This is a genomic window from Massilia sp. TWP1-3-3 (assembly GCF_049897805.1).
Classification (GTDB): Bacteria; Pseudomonadota; Gammaproteobacteria; order Burkholderiales; family Burkholderiaceae_D; genus Telluria_A.
In genome coordinates, this window is sequence record NZ_JAFCWX010000034.1 from 35133 (window position 1) to 59030 (window position 23898).

Below are 23898 nucleotides of genomic sequence, written 5' to 3' on the forward strand. Positions count from 1 at the left end.
TTTTGTCGCAACCCACAACCTCATTAGACCTGAGAACCGGACACAAGGGCATGCGCACGCGGTAAGAAGTGTTACAGGAGGTATCCAGCCAGATGTAACAGCTTTCAGCGCGCCAGACTGCGCAGCGCGCCCTCCAGACCCGGATGGGTGAACGCGAAACCGGACCCAAGGAGCTTGTTCGGCGCCACGCGCGAGCCTTCGAGCAGCAGGTCGGCCTGTTCGCCAAGCAGCAGACGCATCGGCAACCCGGGGGTGGGAAAGCCGTATGGCCGGCCCAGCACGCGCGCCGCCACGCGGCTGAAGTCGGCCTGCGTCAGGCTTTCGGGCGCCGTAAAATTATAAACCCCGTCCGCACCGCTGCGGCACAGGTGCGCCATGGCGTTGATGACGTCGTCAACATGGATCCACGACTGCCATTGCGCGCCGCCCGCGAGCGGGCCGCCCAGGCCCATTTTAATCGGCATCAGCATCATCGGCAGCGCGCCTTGCAGACCGAGCACCACGCCGATGCGCATCAGCGCCACAGGCACGCCGTAGGTGCCTGCGGCTTGCGCCGCCTTCTCCCATTCGCGGCACAGGTCCGACATGAAGATCGGCTGCGGCGGCGCGCTTTCGGTCAGTACGCTGTCGTCGCCGCGCGCCTGGTTGCCGTAGTAGCCAATGGCCGACGCCGACAGCAGCAGCGCCGGTTTGTATTGGGCGCGTGCGATCCAGGAGACCACGTTTGCAGTGAGTTCAACGCGGCTCTTGCGCAGCGCGGCGCGGCGCGCTGCGGTCCAGCGCCAGCCCAGCACGCGGGCGCCGGCCAGGTTGATGATCACGTCCACCTGGCGCGATACGGGCAACTGGTCCATGCTGCTGATGCAGTCGACCCGGCCGTCGAACATCCAAGCGGCCTGGCGCGCCTGGCGCGTAAGCACGGTCACGCGCTGGCCGTCGCGCAGCAAAGCGCGCACCAGTTTCTGGCCGATGAAGCCGGTGGCACCGGTCACCAGGAAGCTGCGCCCGGCCGCGCCAAAGCCCGGGGTGGCCGCGCTTGCTTGGAGCGCGGCGCGCCTGCCCAGCGCCTGCGCGGCAAAGCCGTCGCGCAGGCTTGAGACGCCCACGCCCACGCCGCACAGCGCAAGGAACACGCTAAGGGGGCCGTGCCATTGCCACACCAGCGCGCTGCCCTGCGCGTACCATGCGGGCGTATTCAAGGCCAGCAGCATAATAAAGGCGCCGCCGTTCATGGCCAAGATAGTATGGGTGACGCGTTCCGTGGCCGGCAGCAGGCGGGTGCGATCTTCCACCACGAAGTCCCACAGCGTGAGCACGATTTCAACGGTGAACACGAGCAGCAGCACCAGCGCCCACATGCCATGGAACTGCCAGGCCGACAGGCCGATGAAGAGCGCGGCGTAAATCATGGAACGCAGCGCGTGGATCGACAGTTCAAGGCGCGCCGTGGCGCGTCCGGGCAGCGCCTCGGTCAGTTCGTGGTGGTACAGCGTGTCGAAGGCGCCAAGGCAGCCTTGCGCGGCCATCAGTTGCAGCGCGAGCGTGTGCGTGTTCATGCCGCGACTTCCCTGAACACGCCCGCCTGCGTGAACGTGGTGCCAAACAGCGGGTGCCGGATGTCGATGCGGATGTCGAACTGGTTGGCGTTGTTGTTGCGATGGCACAGGAAGGTTTTGCCGGGGGTGAAAAGGCCGGGCAAGGGAATGCGCAAGCCGAACACTTCCCAGAAATAGCCGTCGCTCTCGAAGTGCAGGTTCCCATCGCGCACGTCGAGCACCAGCTTCATGCCAAGGCCCATGCCGACGTATTCGAGCACTTCGCCCTTGCTGCTCTCTTGCATGTAGGAAGTGAACTGCACGCTCTTGCGGCCATTCAGGCGGTAGATGCGCTGCTTGAAAATGGACGGGCAGTTCTCCTTCGAATAGACCTGGATATCGACCAGAAAATGGGCGTCGTTGTAGGGCATCAGCGCGCCCTGGATCATTGGCATGGTGAAGTAGCCCAGCACGCGGCCAAGTTTCGAGCATGTCAGTTCACTCAGTTCGCCGCGGTAGTTGAGCGGTTTGCCGGGCAGCGGATTCTTGTCGAAGCGGGCCTGGATATCGGGGTGAAGGCGGGACCATTCGGCGCCCAGGATTTTCTTGAATAATTCGCCTTCGGACGGAAGCGTCATGGCGCGGCCTTTGCACGATCGGTAAGAAAAAGATAAACCAGGGGCGGCAGCATGCCGGCCACCGCAATGCAGTCGAGCCAGACATTGTTCCAGCAGTCGGCGCGCAGCGAAAGCAAGATGTCTTGCGGTGCCCACAGCACAATGCCCGCAATCAGCGCGCCCCAGGCAAAGGCACTGCGCTGTTGCGCACCAATGTAGGCAAGGGCCCCCATCCACAGCGCCGCCGCCTGCACCGTGGGGCCGAACAGCGCAATCCACCAACTCTGGTGGGCGCGCACCTGGTGCGGCACGTCGGCGCCCCAGAAGGCGGTTTCAATGCCGTGGTGGTAGCCCTCGAACAGAGCCGCGTTGACGAACAGCGGCAGCGCCGCGCCGACCACCAGGTGCAGGGCAATGCTGAAGTAGGTCACGCGCACGGCCCAGGTGCGCAGGAAGTCGTGGTTCATCGCCGGTTCCCGTCTTTGAAAAATGGATTGCCGTGAAAGCAGACGCCTTCTGCACAGGTGGGCGGCGCCTTGTAGCCGAGCAGTCGCGACATGGTGTAGCGGTTGCGCGCGAACGCGCGGTACAGGAACGAGAGCACGGAGCGCAGCACCGGCACGCGCAGCGGCCACACCAGGTAGCCGCGCCCGGCCAGCGTGTAGGCCGCCAGCAGGCTGTCGACGCCGACCAGCACCTTGCCTGCTGCGTTCTGGCTGTAGATTTCCAGGTTCAGCTGCGCCATGCTGGCGTTCAGGTGCGCCGGGTCGAAGCCATCGACCGAGATGTCGACAAAGGCAAGCTTGCCGGCCTTGTCCCACGTGCCCAGCTGGCGCATGCCGTTGGCGCAGAACGGGCATTTGCCGTCGTAATACAGGGTCAGTGCAGGCGTATTCATGCGGGGCCGTCCTTGTCGTCGTTGCCAATCAGGCGCGCCACCTTGCCGCCCATTTTGAGGAAGCGCTGCAGCGTGGCCGGCGGCAGGTGCTTGTAGTCGTCGTAGGTGGCGCCCAGCATCTCGAGGAACACCAGCACGTCGTGCATGCGCGCGAGCGACGCCGGTTGCAGCGACTCGTCCTTGGCGCCCTCGATAGCGCACTCGCGCAGCACGCTCAAGGTGGGATCGATTTCGCGCCGCTTGCGCTCTTCGACGATGACGCGAAAAATCTCCCATACATCCTGCAGCGCGATGAAGTGATCGCGCCGGTCGCCCATCAGGTGCGTCACGCGAATCAGGTTCCAGCTTTGCAGTTCCTTGAGGCTGTTGCTGACGTTGGAGCGCGCCACGCCGAGCGACTCGGCGATGTCTTCTGCGGTAAGCGGACGGAGGGCCAGAAACAGTAGCGCGTGGATTTGTGCCACGGTGCGGTTCACGCCCCATTTGGTGCCCATCTCGCCCCAGTGCAGGATAAATTTTTGCTCGGTCGACCCCAGGGACATGTTTTCTCTCATTTCTTTAATTTCTGTCGTTACAGAAATTAGACGCTGAAATGACGTGAATGTCAATCCTTTGTAACGGTCCGTTCGATCCACCGGTTCTGCGTCACCACCTGCGCACCGATGGCAGCGAGCATGTGCATGATGCCCATGTAGGCGCGGTCGAAGTACGGCAGGTCCGGATGCATGCCGCTGGAAAAACGGGCCAGCGTTGCAGCGCCGTCCTTGTCGGGCACCGGCACCGGGGAACGATGGGCGAAATCGAAAGGACTGACGCGAAACGGCTCCAGCTGCCAGTTAACAATCGGCATCATCGCGGGCAGCAGTTCGCGCTCGAACTGCTCCTGGCCAAGTTCCTTGGAAATGACGCCCAGCGCAACGTAGGCAAGCCGCACGTCTTGCGCCGAGCCGCCATGCAGCAGCGCATTCCAGGCGCCCGACAAGATGGCCAGGAAACCGGGCGTGATTTCCTTGGTGCAGCCAAAATCGAGCAGGCCAAGACGCCCGTCAGGCATGAACAGAAAATTGCCGGGATGGGGGTCGGCATGCACGCGACCGAGCTCGAACAGGCTGTGGAAAAACCAGTCGAGCAGCAATTGGCCGGCGTGGTTGCGCGCGGCCTGGTCGGGCTTGGTGGCGAGCCACTGGTCAAGGTGCAGGCCGTCCAGGCGCGCCATGGTCAGCACGCGCTTGCTCGACTGCGCAGGAAATGGCTGGGGGATCACCACGCCGGGCAGCGTGACGCGTGCGCGAAACCACGCCAGCTGGCCGGCCTCGTGTTCGTAATCGAGCTCCTCGCCCAGCTTGTGCGCCACCTCGGCCATCATCTGGTCGACCAGCGCTGGCGGCGGCATCATGCCGGTGGCAGGGCCCAGCGTCTCGAGCATGGAACGCAGCATGCGCAGGTCGCTGTTGATCGACGAACCAATGCCGGGATATTGCACCTTGACCGCGACGGCCGTACCGTCGGCCAGCGTGGCGTAGTGCACCTGCCCAAGGCTGGCGGCGGCGCAGGCTTGCGCGTCGAAGGTCGCGAACAGGTGCTCGGGCGCCTGGCCAAATTCGCTGCGAAAGACCTTGTGCACCAGCGCCCGATTGAGCGGCGTGACCTGGTAGTTACCCTTGGCGAGTTCTGCGCGCACGCCGGCCGGCAGGAAGTCCGCGTGGGCGCTGAGCAGCTGCGAGACTTTCAGCGCCGTGCCCTTGAGCTGATTGAGCGCGCGGAACATGATGCGGCCAAGGTCGGCCTCGAACTTGTCCTGCGCGCCGGCCTGGGCCTGGGCGCCGAGCGTGATTTTGCGGGCCTGGCGCCCGATGCGCGCCACGCCGGCCTGCGCCAGGGCCAGGCCGGCCACGCCACTGCGCGCCAGCTTGCCCGTTGGCGGCGCCTTCATGGCGCCACGCTGCCAAGGCCGCGGCGCGCGGTCTTGAGCAGGTCCAGCAAGCCCGAGCCGCTTTGCATCATGCGCGCCATCTGACTGCGCAGCATGAAGGTGGCCAGCTCGGACATCTTGTTCATCACGCCGCTTTTAAGCGCCAGCGTGACTACGTCGAGCGTGAGTTCAACCAGCTGGGTGGTGTCGGCAAATTCGTCCGATTCGTCCTTGAGCCAGTACAGGATGACGGCGAACAGATAGTCGGTAAACAGGCCGCCGATCAGGTTTTTGAAGTCGCAGGGGGCGATCTCGCCACTCTCCTCGGCGGCGGCGATGAACGCGACAACGCGCTCCTTGAGCAGGTGCTGGCTTTGCATGTCGTCGCGCATCATCACGAAAGGCGACTTGCGCACGATGGCGCGCGCGATCTCGACAAACTCGCGGTCAGGCAGCAAGCCTTCGAGCACGCCGTCGACCAGCAGCTGCAGCTTTTCGTGCAGCGTGAATTCTGGCAGGCCGGGGGTTTCGTCAAGCTGTTTCAAGGCGTCGGCGATGTTCAGCTCGAAGTACTCGAGCAGGATGCGCTCCTTGGTCGGGAAGTACTTGTAGATGGTGGCGTCGCCGATCCCCGCTTCGCGCGCCAGCTGCTTCATGGTGGTGGCGTCGTAGCCTTGCTCGGTAATGAGGTCGACGGCCGTGCGCAGGATGTGGCGGCGAGTTTTGTCTTGCTGGGATTTTGTGGTTTTCATGTACCCACTATACATTAAACAACAATTTTTTCAATTTAATGGATAGTAAATAGCGCGATTAGTGAGGGCGCATAGAAGCCACGTCGTGCGCGAGGACGATGCAGTGGTATGCGTTTTGAGCGGACTGCCGGTAAGCGTACTACGGCTTGGTATCTGGCTTGGTATCTGGCTTGGGTGGCGGCGGCAATGGCGTTGCCGATTCCTTGGGCTGGCCGTTGGCCCCCAGGATTTGAATGAATACTTCGTTTTGCTTGATCATGCCCAGCTCGTAGCGGGCGCGTTCTTCCACGGCGCCGGTGCCGTCCTTGAGGTCATCCACCTCGGAGGTCAGCTTGGCATTGCGCGCTTTCAGTTCTTCGGTGCGGGTCTTGGCCGCAGCCACCGAACTTTCCAGTTCCGATACGCGCAACCACCCTCCCTTGCCTAGCCACAGGGGCAATTGTACGAGCAGCAGCAAGGTCGCGAGAGCGAGCGTTATGAGGCGCATGGCATTCCAATACCGGCCGGCTGAAGTTAAAAACTCGCGCCGGCCGGGGTACTGATTACTTCAGGTTGTAGAAAGCACTACGGCCCGGATAGCTGGCGATGTCGCCCAGGTCTTCTTCAATGCGCAGCAGCTGGTTGTACTTGGCCATGCGGTCCGAACGCGACATCGAGCCGGTCTTGATCTGCATGGCGTTGGTGCCAACGGCGATGTCGGCGATGGTCGAGTCCTCGGTCTCGCCCGAACGGTGCGAGATGACGGCCGTGTAGCCGGCGCGCTTGGCCATTTCGATGGCGGCGAAGGTCTCGGTCAGGGTGCCGATCTGGTTGATCTTGATCAGGATCGAGTTGGCGATGCCCTTGTCGATGCCTTCTTTCAGGATCTTGGTGTTGGTGACGTACAGGTCGTCGCCAACCAGCTGCACCTTCTTGCCCAGACGGTCGGTCAGGATCTTCCAGCCATCCCAGTCGCCTTCGTGCATCGCGTCTTCGATCGAGATGATCGGGTACTTGTCGCACCAGGTTTCGAGCATGTCGGTGAACTCGGTGGCGGTCAGCTGCATGCCTTCGCCTTCGAGGTGGTACTTGCCGTCCTTGTAGAACTCGGAGGCGGCGCAGTCGAGTCCCAGGCAAATCTGGGTGCCCGGCTCGTAGCCTGCCTGCTCGATCGCCTGCATGATCAGCTTGATGGCTTCTTCATGGTTGGCCACGTTCGGCGCAAAGCCGCCTTCGTCGCCGACCGAGGTGGCCAGCTTTTTCTCGTGCAGGATTTTCTTGAGCGTGTGGAAGATCTCGGCGCCGTAGCGGATCGCTTCCTTGAAGCTTGGCGCGCCGACCGGAATGATCATGAATTCCTGGATGTCCAGGTTGTTGTCGGCGTGGGCGCCGCCGTTAATCACGTTCATCATCGGCACCGGCATTTGCATCGCGCCCGAACCGCCGAAGTAGCGGTACAGCGGCAGACCGGCTTCTTCGGCGGCGGCCTTGGCAACGGCCATCGACACGGCCAGCATGGCGTTGGCGCCCAGGCGGCTCTTGTTTTCGGTGCCGTCCAGGTCAATCAGCGTGCGGTCCAGGAAAGCCTGTTCGTTCGCGTCCAGGCCCATGATCGCTTCGGAGATCTCGGTGTTGATGTTCTCGCAGGCCTGCAGCACGCCCTTGCCGAAATAGCGTTTCAGATCGCCGTCGCGCAGTTCGATCGCTTCGCGCGAACCGGTCGAGGCACCTGAAGGCACGGCTGCGCGGCCCATCACGCCCGACTCGAGCAGCACGTCGCATTCGACGGTTGGGTTGCCGCGTGAATCCAAAATTTCGCGGCCGATAATGTCAACGATAGCACTCATTCTTATTCTCCAAAAAGGTAGGCAAAACGGTGAGCGGGTCCGGGAGGACCCGCCTGCATCTGTCAAGCGGTCGGGCGACTACGGGCCGGTCGAATCAGTTGAAGCTCGATTCGAGAAAGCCTGCTTTCTTGACCACGCGGTCAAGTTCGACCAGGGTCGCGAGCAGTTCTTTCATGCGTCCCAGCGGGACCGCATTCGGGCCGTCCGACAGCGCCTGCGCGGGATTGGGGTGCGTTTCCATGAACAGGCCGGCGATACCGGCTGCCACGGCTGCACGCGCGAGCACGGGAATGTGTTCGCGCTGGCCACCGGACGAGGTGCCCTGTCCGCCCGGCAGTTGTACCGAATGGGTCGCGTCGAACACGACCGGGCAGTTCGATTCGCGCATGATCGCCAGTGAGCGCATGTCCGAAACGAGGTTGTTGTAGCCGAAGGAGACGCCGCGCTCGCAAGCCATGAAGTTGTCGGGATCGAGGCCCGCTTCCTTGGCCGCGTGGCGCGCCTTGTCGATCACGTTCTTCATGTCGCCGGGCGCGAGGAACTGGCCCTTCTTGATATTGACCGGTTTGCCGGACTGCGCGCAGGCGACGATGAAGTCGGTCTGGCGGCACAGGAAAGCGGGCGTTTGCAGCACGTCGACGACCGACGCCACTTGCGCGATCTCTTCGATCGTGTGGATGTCGGTCAGGACCGGCACGCCGATTTCGCGGCGCACGTCGGCCAGGATCTCGAGACCCTTGTCCATGCCGGGGCCGCGAAAAGTGGTGCCGGACGACCGGTTGGCCTTGTCGAAGGACGACTTGTAAATGAACGGAATGCCCAGGCTTGAAGTGATGTCCTTGAGCGTGCCGGCGGTGTCCATCGCCATCTGGCGCGATTCGATCACGCAGGTACCGGCGATCAGGAAAATCGGGTGCTCAAGGCCTACGTCGAAACCGCAAAGCTTCATGCTGCATCTCCTTGCAAAGCGAGCGTGCCATTGTTGGCCGCCGATTGTTGCTCATTGGCCGACTTGTGCGCCAGCGCGGCCCGGATGAACGACGTAAACAGCGGGTGGCCGGTACGCGGGGTGGACTTGAATTCAGGGTGGTATTGCACGCCCATGTACCACGGGTGGGAATTGGCGCCTTCGCGCGGCAGTTCCATGATTTCGCACAGGTCTTCGGTCGGGGTGCGGGCCGAGACGATCAGGCCGGCCGCTTCGACGCGTCCCAGGTAGTGGTTGTTCGCTTCGTAGCGGTGGCGGTGGCGTTCGGTGACGACGGCGCCGTAGATTTCAGCGGCCAGCGTGCCCGGATTGACCGCGCAGGTCTGGGCGCCAAGGCGCATGGTGCCGCCCAGGTCGGACGACTCGTCGCGTTTTTCGACCTTGCCGTCATGGTTTTGCCACTCGTTGATGAGGGCGACGACGGGGTGGTTGGTCTCGGTGTCGAACTCAGTGGAATTGGCGTCGCCCATGCCCGCCTTATGGCGCGCGTATTCGATCAGCGCGACCTGCATGCCCAGGCAGATGCCCAGGTACGGGATCTTGTTTTCGCGGGCGTATTGCGCTGCCATGATCTTGCCTTCCACGCCGCGCTTGCCAAAGCCGCCCGGCACCAGGATCGCATCGTACTTGCCCAGGTGTTCGCAACCCTTGGTCTCGATGTCTTCCGAATCAAGGTACTCGATGTTGACGCGGCTCTCGGTATGGATGCCGGCGTGGCGCAGCGCTTCGGTGAGCGACTTGTACGACTCAGTCAGGTCGACGTATTTGCCGACCATGCCGATGGTGACGGACGTCTTCGGGTTTTCCAGCGCATAAATGAGCTTGGTCCACATCGACAGGTCGGCCGGTGGCGCTTCAATGCCGAGCGCCTCCAGGATGATCGCGTCCAGGCCCTGGTCGTGCAGCATTTGCGGCACCTTGTAGATGGTGTCGGCGTCCCACACGGAGATCACGGCTTGTTCTTCGACGTTCGAGAACAGCGAAATCTTGGCCCGTTCGTCGTCCGGAATCGGGCGGTCGGCGCGGCACAGCAGCGCGGTCGGCGTGATGCCGATTTCGCGCAGCTTTTGCACGCTGTGCTGGGTGGGCTTGGTTTTCAGCTCGCCCGCCGAAGCGATGTACGGCACCAGCGTCAGGTGGACAAAGGCGGCCGACTTGCGCCCGGCGCGCAGCGACAGCTGGCGCGCCGCTTCCAGGAACGGCAGCGATTCGATGTCGCCCACGGTGCCGCCGATTTCGACCAGCGCCACATCGACGCCTTCGGCGCCGCGGTAGATATAGTCCTGGATCTCGTTGGTGATGTGCGGGATGACCTGCACGGTCTTGCCGAGGTATTCGCCGCGGCGTTCCTTGCGGATGACCGATTCGTAGATCTGGCCGGTGGTGAAGTTGTTCACCTTGCGCATGCGGGTGCTGATGAAGCGCTCGTAGTGGCCCAAATCAAGGTCGGTTTCGGCCCCGTCGTCGGTAACGAACACTTCGCCGTGCTGCATGGGACTCATGGTGCCCGGATCCACATTAATGTACGGATCGAGCTTGAGCATGGTGACTTTAAGGCCGCGCGATTCAAGAATCGCGGCGAGAGAGGCGGCGGCAATGCCTTTTCCAAGGGAAGAGACGACACCACCGGTGACGAAGACAAATTTGGTCATTGCAGATAGTGCCGAACGGCACGTGCGGGAAATTGAAATTATACCTTAAACGGGTGAATACTGCCGCAAAACAAGGTAAAACTGGGCATCATGCCGGCGCCCTGCCTTCCTCGCCATTGCCATAGAAACGCACCAACTGTTCGACGAAGCGGGGCAAAGCCGCTTTGCCGGCCGAGGCGAGGTAAGCGACGCTGACGTCGATGAAGAGCAGCTCGCTCTCTTTCAGGTCCCGGTAGACGACGCCGCTGCGGCGGATGTTGCACAGCGAGCGCGCAATGAGCGCGACGCCGCCCTGGTTGGCGATCAGGCTGAGCAGCACGTGATGGTCGGCCGGTTCGGGCGCGCGTTGCGGCGCATAGCCGGCTTGCCGGAAAACGGCTTCGCAGGCGTCGTAAAAACCGGGATTTAGATCGCGTTTGAACCAGAACAGCAAGTCGTCGTTCAGTTCGCCAAGCCCGATGACTTTTCGTTTGCGCAGGCGGTGACTGGCCGGCAGTGCGACGCAAAATTGGTCTCGGTACAGCTGGCGCACGGTCAACACGGTCACGTCGGCGGTCTCGGTCGGCATGCCGATGATGGCTGCATCGAGCCGGTGCTGGAGCAGGTCGTGCACTGAGCGGACCGAACCCTGCCGTTTGAAGTCGAGCTCCAGGCCCGGCATTGCCGCTTCCAGGACGGGCAAGAGTTGCTGCAACGTCCCGGTATCGACAACCGTCGTCACGCCGACCCTGAGCGTGTCAACGACTGGGCCGAGACTGCCGCAAAAGCGCGCGCCCATGGCGTCGCACGCGGCCAGCAAGGTGCGCGCCTCGTCCAGGAAGCGCGCACCGGGGGCCGTCAGGCTTGCACCTTGATTGCTGCGCTCAAGCAGTTTGATACCCAGCGCGCCTTCAAGTTCGCTGATCTGGCGGCTCAGCGGCGGCTGGGTCATGTGCAGGCGCGCGGCGGCCTTGCGGAAATTGAGCGTCTCGGCCACCGCCACGAACATTTCCAGCTGCCTGAGCTTGAAGCGAAGCGCCATACCAAAAAAGTATCATAAAAATGGGATTGGCCATTGTAGCGCGGCTGGCCTATCTTGAGGCCACGCTGCCAAGTGCAGCGCAACCTGCACAGTGGAGGCAACATGAAACAACGCATTTTGGGACACAGCGGCATCGCCGTTTCGGCCGTCGGCCTGGGCTGCATGGGCATGTCGGAGTTCTACGGCGCCACCGACGACGCCGAAGCGCTGCGCGTGATTGGCCGCGCGCTGGAGCTGGGCGTGAGCTTGTTTGACACTGCCGACACTACGGCGCCGGGCACAACGAGACGCTGCTGGCGCGCGCCCTTGGCAAGGATTCGGGCGCCGTGGTGGCCACCAAATTTGGCATCCGCCGCGCGCCGGGCGTGTACGAGCGGCGCATCGACAACAGCGCGGCGTATATCAGGCAAGCGTGCGAAGACTCGCTGCGCCGCCTGAAGGTCGACACCATCGACCTGTACTATGCGCACCGGCTGGCAAACGAGGTGCCGATCGAAGAGACGGTCGGGGCCATGGCCGAGCTGGTCGCGGAGAGCAAGGTGCGCGCTTGGCCTGTGCGAAGTGGGACCGGAGACACTGCGGCGCGCGCACGCAGTCCATCCGATCGCGGCGGTGCAAAGCGAATACTCGTTATGGACGCGCGACGCCGAATCGGCGTTGCTGCCGGCCTGCCGCGAGCTGGGCATCGCCTTTGTTGCCTACAGCCCGCTGGGGCGCGGCATGCTCACCGGGGCCATCGATGCGGGCACCGTGTTTGCCGCGGATGACTTTCGCAAGATTGCGCCGCGCTTCCAGAGCGGCAACCTGGACGAGAACGTCAGGCTGGTGGCCGTGGTAACGGCGCTGGCGGCCGAGAAGGCTTGCACAGCCGGACAGGTGGCGCTGGCGTGGCTGCTTGCACAGGAGGGCGTGATCCCCATTCCCGGCACCAAGCGACGCGGCTATCTGGAACAAAATGTGGGCGCGCTCGCCGTTTGCCTGAACGCGACCGAACTGCAACGGCTGGACCGGGCCATGCCGTTGGGCGCCGCTTCCGGCGAGCGCTATCCTGCGGCCGGCATGCAAGGGCTTGGGAATTAAGCAGTTTGGCGGGGGGCATGTTTTCCCGTGCAACTTGGGAACTTTCTACTGCAAATTGATAGACGTGCGATGGGATGGTTAAAGCAAGAGGCCTGAAAAAAGCATTTCCGGATTTCTCTGAGCGCTAGCGAACAGACCGTCAATCGTGCGTCACTCAAGCTGGGATTTTTAATCAGTGGAGGTCACAATGTCCTACGAAGAACGCGATGCTTATGGCATGTATGTCGACAAAGGCCACAAGGGCCCAGGTCCTGAACTGATGGGGGCTGACACCCTGATCGGCGACCACGTACACAACCTGAAAAACGAGCACCTTGGCGAGATCAAGGAAATCATGCTCGACATGCGCAGCGGCAAGATTGCCTACGCGGTGATGTCCAGCGGCGGCGTGCTGTCGATCGGTGAAAAGCTGTTTGCGGTGCCTTGGGAAGCGTTGAAGCTGGATACCGCGAACAAGCGTTTTACGATGGACTTGCCGAAGGAGCGCATCGAGAATGCACCGGGATTCGACACGGATCACTGGCCTGACATGGCCAACGCCGAGTGGAAGAACGAGATTCACAGCTATTACGGCATGCCGGTGATGTAATGGCCTCGACCTCCGTTTCCGTCATGCATGCGTCAACGCGGCGCAGGCATGGCCACTAGCCTGACAGAGTAGATTCCCAGCGCGCGCAAGGTGGCCTCGGCTCGCGTTTCCGCCATGCATGCGTCAACGTGGCGCGGACATGGCGGAACGCGCGTTGCTTTTCCGCCCTACGTTTATGGCCACTAGCCGGACACCCTCTGTTTTTTGTCACGGTTAGCAAAAATTGCGGCTGGTCGTATCCAGCCGGCCCAGCAGGGCCGACATATCCACCAGCCGCTTGGCCACCAGGTGGCGCACCTGCCCTTCGCGCTGCCACACGCCGTACACCCCCAGCAGCGTCGCCCCCAGTACTTCCTTGCGCTGCTGCTCCACCAGGCTCGGCCAGACGATGACGTTGACGTTGCCGGTCTCGTCTTCGAGCGTGACGAACAACACGCCCTTGGCCGTTCCCGGCCGCTGGCGCACCGTGACGATGCCGCACGCGCGCGCCAGTTGCCCATTCTTGTAATCATTGAGCGTGGACGCGGGCATGAAGCGCTGCCCCAGCAGGCGCGCGCGCAGCAGCGCCAGCGGATGGCGCCCCAGCGTCAAGCCCTGCGCCCGGTAGTCGCCGACGATATCCTCGCCTTCGCTTGGCGCCTGCAACACGGGCGTTTCTTCCACCAGCGAGGTGGGCCTGAGCAAGTCTTTGTCGGGCACCGCGCCCACCGCCTGCCACAGCGCCTGGCGCCGGTTGCCGGCCAGCGACTGCAGTGCATTGGCCCCGGCCAGTACCTGCAGATCGTGGCGGTCGAGCTGGGCGCGGCGCGCCAGATCGGTCACACTGTCAAAGGCGCGCATCGCCCGCGCATCCTCGATGCGCGCCGCGACCTCCTGACGCATGCCGCGCTGCAGGGACAGTCCAAGCCGCACCGCCGCCTGCGGCCGCCCGGACGGCTCGAGGGCCGAATCCCAGCTGCTGATCGCAATATCTACCGGCCGCACTTCAATGCCATGCCGCTGCGCATCTTGCACCAGCGCCGACGGACTGTAAAACCCCATCGGCTGGCTGTTGAGCAGCGCGCATAAAAACGCGGCCGGTTCGTGGCACTTGAGCCAGGAACTGGCGTAGGCCAGCAGCGCAAAGCTGGCTGCGTGCGACTCTGGAAAACCGTATTCGCCAAAGCCCTGGATCTGGCTGAAAATGGATTCGGCAAAGGCCAGGTCGTAGCCCCGCTCCAGCATGCCATTGACGATGCGCCCGTAATATTTTTCCAGCCCGCCCTTGCGCTTCCAGGCCGCCATGGCGCGCCGCAGCTGGTCCGCTTCGCCGGGCGTAAAGCCGGCCGCCACCATGGCCACCTGCATCACCTGTTCCTGGAAAATGGGAATGCCCAGCGTGCGCTCGAGCGCGACCTTCAGTTCCGGCTTGGGATAGACGGGCTGCTCCAAGCCTTGCCGGCGGCGCAGATAGGGATGCACCATGCCGCCCTGGATCGGCCCGGGCCGCACCACCGCCACTTCGATGACGAGGTCGTAAAAGGTGCGCGGCAGCATGCGCGGCAACATGCTCATCTGCGCGCGCGACTCGATCTGGAACACGCCCACCGTATCGGCCGCGCAGATCATGTCGTAGGTGGCCGGGTCTTCGGCGGGAATATCCTGCATGGAGAACACCGTGCCGCGCTGCTGTCCGACCAAATCGAGCGTGCGGCGCAGCGCCGAGAGCATGCCCAGCGCCAGCACGTCAACCTTGAGCAAACCGAGTTCCTCAAGGTCATCTTTGTCCCACTGAATGACGCTGCGCTCGGCCATGGTGGCGTTTTCAATCGGCACCAGGCGCGAAAGCTTGCCTTGTGAAATGACGAAGCCGCCTGGATGCTGCGACAGGTGGCGGGGAAAACCGAGCAGGCGCTGCGCCAGCGTGGCCCACTGCTGGGCCAGCGCCGACTCGGGATCGAGCCCGCATTCGGCCAGCCGGTTGACCAGGTCTTCCTTACTGTCGAACCAATGATGGGTCTTGGCGACTTTTTCCACGATGGCAAGATCGATACCGAGCGCCTTTCCGCTGTCGCGCAGCGCACTTTTGGGGCGGTAGCTGATGACGACGGCGGCCAGCGCGGCGCGCGTGCGGCTGTACTTGGTGTAGATGTACTGGATGACTTCTTCGCGCCGCTGGTGTTCGAAGTCGACGTCGATGTCGGGCGGCTCGTCGCGTTCCTTGGAAATGAAGCGCTCGAACAGCAAGTTGCCGCGCGCGGGATCGACCTCGGTGATCGACAGGCAGTAGCACACGGCCGAGTTGGCCGCCGAGCCGCGTCCCTGGCACAGAATGCCCACCGAGCGCGCGAAGCGCACGATGTCGTAGACGGTGAGAAAATACGGTTCGTAGCGCAGAAACGCGATGAGCTCGAGTTCGTGCTCGATCTGGGCCTGCACCCGCGCCGGAATTCCCAGCGGAAAACGATGGTGGGCGCCGATATAAGTTTCCTTGCGCAGGTAACCGCTCGCCGTTTCCCCGGGCGGCACCAGTTCGTCAGGGTATTCGTAGCGCAGTTCTTCCAGCGAAAACGTGCACAGGCGCGCGATGCGCAGCGTTTCGGCCAGCGCTTCAGGGGCGTAGATATTGGACAGGCGCAGCCGCGCGCGCAAATGCTGTTCGGCGTTTTGCGACAGCGCGTAGCCGCACTCGCCCACCGGCTTGCCGATGCGGATCGCACACAATGTGTCGTGCAAGGGTTTGCGCGAGCGCACGTGCATGCACACATGGCCGACAGCGGTGATCGGCAAGCCGTGCTGCCAGGCGACTTCTTCAACCGTGGCGCGGTGGGCGTCGTCAAAGGCGCGGTGCAGCAAATTGAGGCCGAGCCAGGAGCGCCCGGGGAAGGTGGCGGCGATCCAGGCGGCCTGCGCGTGCAGGCGGTCGACGCAGGCGCTGTCGTAGCCCGGATAGGCCGGCAGCAGGATGGCCAGGCAGTCGGGCAAGTTTGCAAGATGCGCGTACAAGGGCGCCGGCGAAGCGAAGTCGGCCGGGGTAAGCAGATAAGTGCCCTTTTCGCTGCGCGTGCGGCCCACAGTGATCAGTTCGGACAGGTTGCCGTAGCCATTGCGGTTTTGCGCCAGCACGATGAGCGAGAGCGCGGCGCTGCCGTCTGGATTGGTGAGGTGAAAATGGGCACCGATGATCAGCGGCAGCGCCGCCTTTTTAGCTTCGGCGTGAGCACGCACTACGCCGGCGAGCGAGCATTCATCGGTGATGGCCAACGCGCTATAGCCTAGCTGCACCGCGCGCGCGACGAGCTCCTCGGCGTGCGAGGCGCCGTGCAGGAAAGAGAAATTGGACAGGCAGAACAGCTCGGCATAGTCGGGCAAACTCTGGGCTGTGGCAGCGGGAAACATGGCGAGAAGCTACAATATAGGTAAGTGAGACTACTGTATGGATGTACAGTATATCGCATCGTCTTCGCATCGACAAATTCAAGGAAATCGGTATGCAGGTGGCACTATTGCGCTGTTTTGGGGCGGTTCCGGGAAAGGGAAACATTGCCCAGGTGATCGAAGACGGTCCGGTGGCGGTGGCGCAGCGGCAACTGCTGGCGCGCGAGAGCGGCCACAGCGCCACCGTGTTCCTGACGCCGCCGGCGGGCGAACGCGGCGCGTGGGTGGCCGACTTTTACTACCCGCATGCGCGCAGCGTGCTATGCCTGCATGCATCGCTGGCGGCGGCGCATGTGCTGTGCAGCCGCCAGCCTGGTACGCCGGTGGTGCTGGAAACGGCGATGCGCAGCCAGTTGCTGACGCTTGCGCGCGATGGTGAAGCGCTGTATGCCAGCGTGCGCAGGCAGGCTGTGGCGCCGGTTGGCATTGCACCGGGTTTGCCCGCGCGCCTGCTGGGCGAGCCTGGCCTGCGCCTGGCCGCGCCCGCGCTGCTGTCGTCGGTGGGCAGCCCCAAGCTGCTGATCGAAGTGGCGGACCGCGCCGCCTTGTACGCGCTCACGCCGCCGCTGGCCGACATTGTGGCGTGGAGCAAGGAAAACGGCGTCAATGGTTGCTATGTGTATTGCCGCACCGGCGAGCGCGAATATGAAGGACGCAATTTCAACCATCCGGACCCGGCCGGCGAAGACAGTGCGACCGGGGTCGCCGCCGGGGCGCTCAGCGCGTGGCTGGGGCATGGTCTGGTCGTGCTGCAGGGTGCCCTGCTGGGCAACCCGTGCCGGATGGTCACCCGCATCGATGGCAAGGATATTTTTGTAGGCGGCGCAACAGAAGTGCTGGCGCAATAACCTTTGATATGATGCTCGCTTTGCAAAAGCGCTTTCCTGGAGAATACGAATGAAATTTGTCAAGATGCTGGGCGTGGCAGCGGTGCTGGCCGCCGGAGCGATGGGGGTTGTACCTGCCGCAGTTGGCGCGCCCGCTGCCGCGCCAGCGGCATCGACCGTGATTACGGTCGGTCATGTGAAGGCGGTGACGGCGCTGCTGGAAGCGATGCAGGCTGAAAAGATGATGCGCACCACAGCGTCGCTGAGCAAGTATGCCAATGAAGCGCAGCGTGCGTCTGTGTTCGCAAAGCTGGATAAAATGCCCAAGGAGCAGATTTATGCGCGCCTGGCTTATCCGCTGGCCAAGGCGATCAGTGCTGAAACGGCGACCGAAATGACGCGCTTTTATAACACGCCGTATGGCAAACAAGTCGTCTACCAGATGTATAACAGCGGCGGCGGCATGCAAGGCATGGGCATGGGCGGCGCCAAGGCGACCGACGCGGCCGAAAAGAAAGAAATGAAACGGCCGGAGTATGTCAAGGCGAAGAAGGAATTGGCCGATGCGGACAGCGCGATCAGTCATGAAGCGTTTGTGTTGTTGCAGGCGATTTCAAAGAAATAAAATTTCGGCTGCAGCGCAAGACGAAGCGTGGAAAGAAAGCGTGGCGACAACGCGTGATGGCGACTACTTGGGCGGGAACGCGATCGTCACGCTCAGGCCGCCCAGCCGCTCTGACTGGCCCAGCGTAAGCAGCGCGCCGTGGCGCACGGCGATCGCCTTGATGATCGCCAATCCCAGCCCGCTGCCATTCGCTTCGCTCCCCGCCACCCGGTAAAACCGGTCGAACACGCGCTCGCGTTCGTCGGCGGGAATCCCCGGCCCGCTGTCTTCCACGCACAGCACCACGCCCTGCGCGCCGGCGCTGACCTCGACGTCCACCCTGCCGCCGGCCGGCGTGTATTTGATGGCGTTGTCCACCAGGTTGCGCATCAGGATATGCAGCGCGTCGCCCTGCCCTGTTACGATTGCCGTGTCGGCCCGCTGCAGCCCCAAATCGAGGCCCTTGCCTTGCGCCGCATGCGCCATCTCGGCCACCGCGCGGCGCGCCGTTTCGGCCAGGTCCACCTGTTCGCTGCGCGCGCCGCTGGCAGCACTGGCTTCCTGGCGCGCCAGCACCAGCAACTGTTCCACCAGCCGCGTGGCGCGCTCGATGCCGGCCGTCAGGCGCGCAATGGCCACCCCGCGTGCCTCGCCACTGTCGGCCCGCTCCAGGCTCAGCGCCTGCAGCTTGAGCGCGGCCAGCGGTGTGCGCAGTTCGTGCGCGGCGTCGGCCACGAAATGCTGCTGCGCTTCAAACGCCGTCTTGACGCGTCCGAACAGCAGGTTCAGTTCCTGCACCAGCGGCAGCACCTCGTCGGGCAGCCCGGCGTCCGACACCGGCGACAGATCGTCGGCCTGGCGCGCCGCCACCTGCGAGCGCACCCGCGCCACGGGCGCGAGCGAACCGCTGATCACCCACCACACCACCAGCATCAGGATCGGCATCATCACCGCGATCGGCCCCACCGTGCGCAGCGCCATGTTGCCGGCCATGTTGCGGCGCACCGCCATGTCCTGCGCCACCTGCAGCGTCTGGGTCGGGGTCTGGATCGAGAACACGCGGTAGGTCGTGTTGTTCTCGTTGACGTTGGAAAAACCGAGCACCGCGTGCTGCGGCAAGCGCGCGCTGGAGACGGTGCGAAACACTTGCACCCCGTCCGGGGTCCACACTTGCACCATCAATTCATTGTTTTCGGACTGGGCGTCGATCCCGGCCTGCACTTCGGTGTTCGACAGCGGCACGCTGGAACGCAGCGCCAGCGCCATCTGCTGCATGTGGTAGTCGAAAATCTGGTCGGCGTTGTCGAGCGCGGTGCGGTAGGCGATGGAGGCTTGCACCACGGCGGCGATGCTGATGGCGGCGAGCAAAAACCACAGCAGGCGCCCGCGCAGCGAGTGTGACACCGAGCGCGACACTGAGCGCGACACGTCCGACGCCTTCATGGCTTGGGCACCATGTAGCCAACGCCGCGCACGTTCTGGATCAGTTCACTGCCCAGTTTCTTGCGCAAGCCGTGGATATACACTTCGACCGCATTGCTGCTCACTTCGTCGCGCCAGCTGTACAGCTTTTCTTCGAGCTGAGCGCGCGAGAGTACGGCGCCCGGACGGGCGATCAGCGCTTCAAGCACAGCCCATTCGCGCGCCGACAAGGTGACGGCCACCCCGTCGGCCTGCACTTCGCGGGTGGCCGGATTGATGGTGATGTTGTTGTGTTCAAACACGGGCTCGGCGCGTCCGGAAGCGCGCCGCACCAGCGCGCGCAGGCGCGCCAGCAACTCGTCGAGGTCATAGGGTTTAAGGACGTAGTCGTCGGCGCCGGCATCGAGCCCGGCGATGCGCTGCTCGACCGCGTCGCGCGCGGTGGCGATCAGCACCGGCGTGCGGTCCTTGCGGGCGCGCATGGCGCGCAGCACTTCCAGGCCATCCTTGCGCGGCAAGCCCAGATCGAGCATGACCAGGTCATAGCTTTGCGACTGGCGCAGCGCCGTATCGGCCATTTCGCCATCCTTGACCCAGTCGACGGCGTAGTGCTCGGCCCTGAGCAGGTCGAGCACCACTTCGCCGATCATCGTATCGTCTTCCACCAGCAGCAGGCGCATCGCTATTCCTCGTTCAACTGGTGGGACGACCAGGCAAGCTGTCTGCTAGCCGATCCGCACCGGGATAAATATCTTGTCGGCGCCGCGCTGGATCAGCAAGGCCACCGACTTGGTCGACTTGCCGACCACGTCGCGCACCTGGCTGACGGAACTGACCGGCCGGCCGTTGACCGACAATAATACGTCACCGGGCTGCACACCGGCGTTGGCCGCCGCGCCGGCCGCGTCTTCGATCACCAGGCCGGAGGCGATGCCGGACTGGCGCCGCTCGTTCGGATCGAGCGGGCGCAGCGACAGACCCAGGCGCGAACCCCTGTCCACGCCGGCCACTTCCTCGCGCTCGGCCGGATCGGCCTTGTCGCTGGCGTTGGCCAGGCGGGCGTCGATGCGCACGATGCTACCGTCACGCCAGACATCGAGCGCCACCTTGTCGCCCGGTTGCGCCAGGCTGAGCATGGCCGGCAGGTCGCCGGAGGCGATGATCGCCTGGCCGTTGAGCTTGCGGATCACGTCGCCGGACTTGATGCCGGCCTTGTCGGCGGCCCCGCCTTTTTCGACGTTGGCCACCAGTGCGCCTTCGGGCGAAGCGAGCTTGAAGGAATCGGCAAAGCCCTGGTTCACTTCCTGCACCGTCACACCGAGCTTGGCATGCTGCACCTTGCCGGTCTTGACGATCTGCTCCTTGATGCGGAAGGCGACGTCGATCGGAATGGCGAACGACAAACCCATGTAGCCGCCGGTCTGGCTATAGATTTGCGAATTGATGCCGACCACTTCGCCCTTGGTATTAAACAGCGGGCCGCCCGAGTTGCCGGGATTGACGGCGACGTCGGTCTGGATGAAGGGCACGTTGCTGTCGTCGGGCAGCGAGCGGCCCTTGGCGCTGACCACGCCGGCGGTGACGGAACTGTCCAGGCCAAAGGGCGAACCGATGGCCAGGACCCATTCGCCCACTTTCAATTCATTGGAGCGGCCGATCGGCACCACCGGCAAATTGTTAGCGTCAATCTTGAGCACCGCCACGTCCGTCTTGGGGTCGGAGCCGAGTACGCGGGCGCGGTATTCGCGCCGGTCCTGCAGCTTGACGGTGACTTCGGTGGCGTCGCGCACCACGTGCGCGTTGGTCAGGATGACACCGTCCGGGCTGATGATGAACCCGGAACCGGCGCCAAAAACGGGTCTGTCGCGTTGGGCGCGCGCATTATTCTGCGGGCCCTGGAAGCGACGGAAGAATTCAAAAAACGGATCGTCCTCGTCAAACTGGGGAGCGCGCTGGCCGCGTTCGGCCAGTGCAGTCTTGGTGCTGCCCATGACACGGATATTCACGACGGCCGGGCCGTTGCGCGAGACGATCTGGGTGAAGTCAGGCAGCACGACGCCGGCACCCAGCGGTGCCGGCGCGGCCGTTGCCGGGGCCGCGGCGGCCACGACGGGAACGGCGGCGACGGCGCTGTTATGGTTGACCGTGATCGCTCCAACCGCCCCGCCGATGGCGCCTGCGGCGACCAAGGCAAGGGTGAGTCGCTTCGCGGTAATGACAGTGGTGGCACCTGCGTTATGCATGACTTAACTCCTGGATTGAAATGGGTTGCTGACGGGATGAATAATGATCGATCAGACTTAGGGTTACCTTAAGTTTTTGGAATGGGTGCCCGTGAAAGGGGGCGAGCTGCACGCAGCGCCGGTAAAGAGGTGCGTTAGCGGCGGCCACCTCTATATCGTCCTCGCGCACGCGAAACGGGGCGCCCCAACATGCGGGCGCCCCGTGCTTCCTCAGTAAAGCCTTATGCAGCCTGGCGTTGCTCCAGCGCCTGCACGTTGCTGCCCTCGGCCGCGTCGATGACGATCTTGCGCGGCTTGAGCGCCTCGGGCACTTCGCGCACCAGTTCAATGGTCAGCATGCCGTTGTCGAACGACGCGGTGGTGACCTTGACGTGGTTGGCCAACTGGAAGCGCTGCTCGAAGTCGCGCGCCGCAATGCCGCGGTGCAGGTAGGTACGCTGCTGCTCGTCCTTCTGCTTGCGGCCCGTGACGTGCAGGGTGTCACGCTCGGCGACAATCTCCACTTCCGCCCGGTCAAAGCCGGCCAGCGCCATGACGATGCGGTACTTGTCCTCGCTGACCAGTTCGATATTGTAGGGAGGATAGCTGGGCTGCACCTCGGTGCGCTGCGATTCCAGCAGGTTGGCCAGGCGGTCAAATCCGATAGTTGAACGGCATGTCGAACCTCACCCCCGCTTTGCAATTTTATCGAAAAAACTTTTCAGGAACAAGGACTTGAGATATGGCAATGCCAAATCAATTACACTTTTATTATAGCCATTTATAATGCCGTTGAACTTGCCTGTATTTGCACAAAAATGAAATTCAACTGACTCGTTCACGCGCGCTACTAACCTCCAATAATGGAGTCGTGCATGTGCCGTGTATCTCAACAGTCGGTATGACAACCCACACACGATAGTCGCTGCGGCCCGGGGGCTTCGAGTCTTTAATCGCTTTGTCGACGCATTTGACATTGATATTGCATCCCGCGCACTCGAGGCCGGCTGCTTGACCGAGGGAGAAAAGAAGGCCCTTTGTCAGCTCGTTTTCTACCCAGTCGAGCAGATCGAGGGCATGTCTGATCGTGCCGTGCGGATGATCGCATCGGCGCAGAAGAACGGGGACCCGTCGCCAATCACAGGGGCCGTGGAGTCGAACACCGCAGTCAAGCAACTCCTCCAGATCGCAGAGTTCCTGCTTTGGTATCTCGAAAAGGTACTGGAACCGCGCATGCCCTTGGGGTCGCCCGTTGCCGAGGCGTGCGTACGAGTCATGCGCGAAGGAACTTAAGCGAGCGGTGGGGGACAACAAATCGTCACATCCGCATAAAATCAAGTCGGTACCCACCAAAAGGTTCCTCGAAATCTACGCGGCGCTGTACTCCCACGCGGAGGACATATTACAGACTAAGAGCGGCAAGCCCGGTAGCAACCCAATCCACCCAAGTTAAGACATTTCGTGACTATTCAGCCTGAGCGCACAGTGTAGAAAGTTGTTGTAAACAAATCTTAGATAACGCATCATGGGGCATGCCACCAAAACCGCCGCGCCCCGACCTTACTAATCTGTCCGATCAGGACAAGGACAGACTTATCGACGCGCTGTTCGCGCGTCTCGACGCTGTTGAGGCGAAACTGGGAATGAACAGCCAGAACTCGAGTAAGCCCCCGTCGTCCGACGGTCTTGCGAAGAAGACGCGCTCGTTGCGCGGCACATCGGACAAGAAGGCCGGCGCGCAAGATGGACACAAAGGGAAGGCGCTCAAGCGAGTCGCCGAGCCGACCGAAACCATTCATCACCCATTGCCATCGCAATGCAATCGCTGCCATCGGCCGTTGCCGCTCGGCGAGGCACTGGTGGCGGAACGCCGACAGGTCTTCGATGTGCCGGCGCGCTCGTTCGATGTCGTCGAGCACTGCACGCTTGAAGTGGCGTGCAGCTGTGGGCAGGTGCATGTGAGCTCCTTTCCTGCCGACGTTTCGGACGTCGTGCAGTACGGCCCAAACGTAAAGGCCCTGAGCGTCCATCTGACCCAAGGGCAAATGCTGCCCTTCGCCCGTACCGCCGAACTGCTTCACGATATCTATGGCCTGTCGGTTTCGCCCGGCACGCTGGTGGCATGGGTGGGCGAGGCGCGCGCCGCGCTGCAGGACACGGCCAACCAGATCGCCGCCAATTTGCACAGTGCCGCATTGGTCAACGCCGACGAGTCGGGTCTGCGCGTTGCGGGAAAGCTCCATTGGCTTCATATCGCAGCCAACGATGCGTTGACCTGGTATGGCGTGCACGCCAAGCGCGGCATGGTGGCTATCGAAGCTCACGGCATCTTGCCCAAGCGTATAGGCGTCCTGGTGCATGACTGCTGGGCGCCGTACTGGAAGCTTGATGATTCCATTCATGCCTTGTGCAATGCTCATCTTTTACGCGAGCTGGTGTATGTGAAAGAAATCACTGGACAGGCATGGCCTGATGCGATGACTAACTTGCTGCTGGACGCCAACAAGTTATGTGAGGCGGCCCGAAAAAAACAAAC

The 23898-nt window shown here is 62.9% G+C and carries 22 protein-coding genes and 1 pseudogene; 6 read left to right on the top strand and 17 right to left on the bottom strand.

The genetic code is table 11. The annotated features are described in order from the left end of the window. Positions 1–104 precede the first annotated feature (104 nt). The 12 genes from ACP7D4_RS24080 to ACP7D4_RS24135 all read right to left on the bottom strand — a co-directional run bounded on the left by ACP7D4_RS24080 (position 105) and on the right by ACP7D4_RS24135 (position 11201). Positions 105–1556, bottom strand: coding sequence for a TIGR01777 family oxidoreductase (locus ACP7D4_RS24080; RefSeq protein ID WP_426211758.1), 1452 nt, complete (start codon positions 1554–1556; stop codon positions 105–107). Beyond that, positions 1553–2173, bottom strand: a complete 621-nt coding sequence (locus ACP7D4_RS24085; protein WP_426211760.1) for a DUF4166 domain-containing protein — start codon at positions 2171–2173, stop codon at positions 1553–1555. The genes ACP7D4_RS24080 and ACP7D4_RS24085 overlap by 4 nt, the downstream gene beginning before the upstream one ends. Next, a complete protein-coding gene (locus ACP7D4_RS24090; protein ID WP_426211762.1) occupies positions 2170–2619 on the bottom strand; it encodes a cell division protein in 450 nt (149 codons plus the stop codon). The genes ACP7D4_RS24085 and ACP7D4_RS24090 overlap by 4 nt, the downstream gene beginning before the upstream one ends. Then, on the bottom strand, positions 2616–3050 hold the full coding sequence (locus ACP7D4_RS24095; RefSeq protein WP_426105518.1) for a thiol-disulfide oxidoreductase DCC family protein: 435 nt from the start codon (positions 3048–3050) through the stop codon (positions 2616–2618). Before ACP7D4_RS24095 ends, ACP7D4_RS24090 begins: the two co-directional genes overlap by 4 nt. Then, positions 3047–3592, bottom strand: coding sequence for a GbsR/MarR family transcriptional regulator (locus ACP7D4_RS24100; RefSeq protein ID WP_426105520.1), 546 nt, complete (start codon positions 3590–3592; stop codon positions 3047–3049). The genes ACP7D4_RS24095 and ACP7D4_RS24100 overlap by 4 nt, the downstream gene beginning before the upstream one ends. 62 nt (positions 3593–3654) lie before the next feature. Then, positions 3655–4983, bottom strand: a complete 1329-nt coding sequence (locus ACP7D4_RS24105) for an ABC1 kinase family protein (protein WP_426211764.1) — start codon at positions 4981–4983, stop codon at positions 3655–3657. After that, a complete protein-coding gene (locus ACP7D4_RS24110; protein WP_426211766.1) occupies positions 4980–5714 on the bottom strand; it encodes a TetR/AcrR family transcriptional regulator in 735 nt (244 codons plus the stop codon). Before ACP7D4_RS24110 ends, ACP7D4_RS24105 begins: the two co-directional genes overlap by 4 nt. Before the next feature lie 139 nt (positions 5715–5853). Continuing rightward, entirely contained in the window at positions 5854–6201 is a 348-nt protein-coding gene (gene ftsB, locus ACP7D4_RS24115) for a cell division protein FtsB (RefSeq protein ID WP_426105524.1), read from the bottom strand. A gap of 55 nt (positions 6202–6256) precedes the next feature. Continuing rightward, positions 6257–7540, bottom strand: a complete 1284-nt coding sequence (eno, locus tag ACP7D4_RS24120; RefSeq protein ID WP_426105526.1) for a phosphopyruvate hydratase — start codon at positions 7538–7540, stop codon at positions 6257–6259. 94 nt (positions 7541–7634) lie between these two features. After that, positions 7635–8489 (bottom strand): 3-deoxy-8-phosphooctulonate synthase, encoded by an 855-nt coding sequence (gene kdsA, locus ACP7D4_RS24125; protein ID WP_426211768.1) that lies wholly within the window; start codon positions 8487–8489, stop codon positions 7635–7637. Beyond that, the gene (locus ACP7D4_RS24130; protein WP_426105529.1) at positions 8486–10180 is read right to left on the bottom strand and encodes a CTP synthase; all 1695 of its coding nucleotides are present in this window, start codon (positions 10178–10180) and stop codon (positions 8486–8488) included. The genes kdsA and ACP7D4_RS24130 overlap by 4 nt, the downstream gene beginning before the upstream one ends. 88 nt (positions 10181–10268) lie before the next feature. Next, a complete protein-coding gene (locus ACP7D4_RS24135) occupies positions 10269–11201 on the bottom strand; it encodes a LysR substrate-binding domain-containing protein (RefSeq protein WP_426211770.1) in 933 nt (310 codons plus the stop codon). Between the two features lie 102 nt (positions 11202–11303). Between ACP7D4_RS24135 and ACP7D4_RS24140 the strand changes: the two are divergent. Then, positions 11304–12281: pseudogene (locus ACP7D4_RS24140) on the top strand (aldo/keto reductase). Between the two features lie 187 nt (positions 12282–12468). Beyond that, positions 12469–12870 (top strand): PRC-barrel domain-containing protein, encoded by a 402-nt coding sequence (locus tag ACP7D4_RS24145; RefSeq protein WP_426105532.1) that lies wholly within the window; start codon positions 12469–12471, stop codon positions 12868–12870. A 213-nt stretch (positions 12871–13083) separates the two neighbouring features. Here the strand turns inward: ACP7D4_RS24145 and ACP7D4_RS24150 are convergent, their stop codons facing one another. Next, positions 13084–16248, bottom strand: a complete 3165-nt coding sequence (locus ACP7D4_RS24150) for an error-prone DNA polymerase (protein ID WP_426105534.1) — start codon at positions 16246–16248, stop codon at positions 13084–13086. A 92-nt stretch (positions 16249–16340) separates the two neighbouring features. On the opposite strand from ACP7D4_RS24150, the gene ACP7D4_RS24155 reads away from it, so the two are divergent. Further along, entirely contained in the window at positions 16341–17135 is a 795-nt protein-coding gene (locus ACP7D4_RS24155) for a PhzF family phenazine biosynthesis protein (protein WP_426211772.1), read from the top strand. A 49-nt stretch (positions 17136–17184) separates the two neighbouring features. Further along, a complete protein-coding gene (locus tag ACP7D4_RS24160) occupies positions 17185–17739 on the top strand; it encodes a hypothetical protein (RefSeq protein WP_426105537.1) in 555 nt (184 codons plus the stop codon). 63 nt (positions 17740–17802) lie between these two features. Here the strand turns inward: ACP7D4_RS24160 and ACP7D4_RS24165 are convergent, their stop codons facing one another. From ACP7D4_RS24165 to ACP7D4_RS24180, 4 genes are all read right to left on the bottom strand, one after another. Next, positions 17803–19161 carry an ATP-binding protein gene (locus ACP7D4_RS24165; RefSeq protein ID WP_426105538.1) on the bottom strand — a complete coding sequence of 453 codons (1359 nt, stop codon included), beginning with the start codon at positions 19159–19161 and terminating at the stop codon, positions 17803–17805. After that, positions 19158–19820 carry a response regulator gene (locus tag ACP7D4_RS24170; RefSeq protein WP_426105539.1) on the bottom strand — a complete coding sequence of 221 codons (663 nt, stop codon included), beginning with the start codon at positions 19818–19820 and terminating at the stop codon, positions 19158–19160. The genes ACP7D4_RS24165 and ACP7D4_RS24170 overlap by 4 nt, the downstream gene beginning before the upstream one ends. Positions 19821–19865: 45 nt before the next feature. Then, positions 19866–21383, bottom strand: a complete 1518-nt coding sequence (locus tag ACP7D4_RS24175; RefSeq protein ID WP_426211775.1) for a Do family serine endopeptidase — start codon at positions 21381–21383, stop codon at positions 19866–19868. 221 nt (positions 21384–21604) lie between these two features. Beyond that, the gene (locus tag ACP7D4_RS24180) at positions 21605–22003 is read right to left on the bottom strand and encodes an Hsp20 family protein (RefSeq protein ID WP_426211783.1); all 399 of its coding nucleotides are present in this window, start codon (positions 22001–22003) and stop codon (positions 21605–21607) included. A 370-nt stretch (positions 22004–22373) separates the two neighbouring features. Here ACP7D4_RS24180 and ACP7D4_RS24185 point away from each other — a divergent pair, with 370 nt between their 5' ends. Both ACP7D4_RS24185 and tnpC read left to right on the top strand, forming a co-directional pair. Then, entirely contained in the window at positions 22374–22655 is a 282-nt protein-coding gene (locus ACP7D4_RS24185) for a hypothetical protein (RefSeq protein WP_426211777.1), read from the top strand. A gap of 239 nt (positions 22656–22894) precedes the next feature. Continuing rightward, a partial coding sequence (tnpC, locus tag ACP7D4_RS24190; protein WP_426211779.1) for an IS66 family transposase occupies positions 22895–23898 on the top strand: 1004 nt, incomplete at its 3' end.